This is a genomic window from Mesorhizobium sp. M1A.T.Ca.IN.004.03.1.1, from assembly GCF_003997555.1.
Taxonomy (GTDB): Bacteria; Pseudomonadota; Alphaproteobacteria; order Rhizobiales; family Rhizobiaceae; genus Mesorhizobium.
The window spans coordinates 1-249 of the sequence record NZ_RZTV01000802.1 but is presented as its reverse complement, the minus strand read 5'-3'; the positions used below and the strand labels follow the sequence as shown (position 1 = coordinate 249).

1 pseudogene is annotated in these 249 nt (G+C 65.5%); it reads left to right on the top strand.

From position 1 onward, the window contains the following. Positions 1 to 249 (top strand): annotated as a pseudogene (locus EOD29_RS33875) (cell wall hydrolase); the annotation flags it as partial.

The following is a 249-nucleotide window of genomic DNA, read 5'->3' as shown; positions in this document are numbered from 1 at the left end:
CAGCAACAAGGCCGATGTTCTGGCCACCGCCTATGCACCGGCCACACCCGACTATGCCCGCCAATCGCCCTTCGATTCCATCCTGACCGAACAGGACAGCGGCAGCTTCGTTCCGGAGATCGGCCCGCGCGATCACGCCTGGGCCGCAAGCGTGCTGGCGCCGAGCGTCTTTTCCGCCCGAGAGCAGCAGTGCCTTGCGTCCGGCATCTATTTCGAGGCGCGTGGAGAATCGGTGAAGGGACAGGCGGC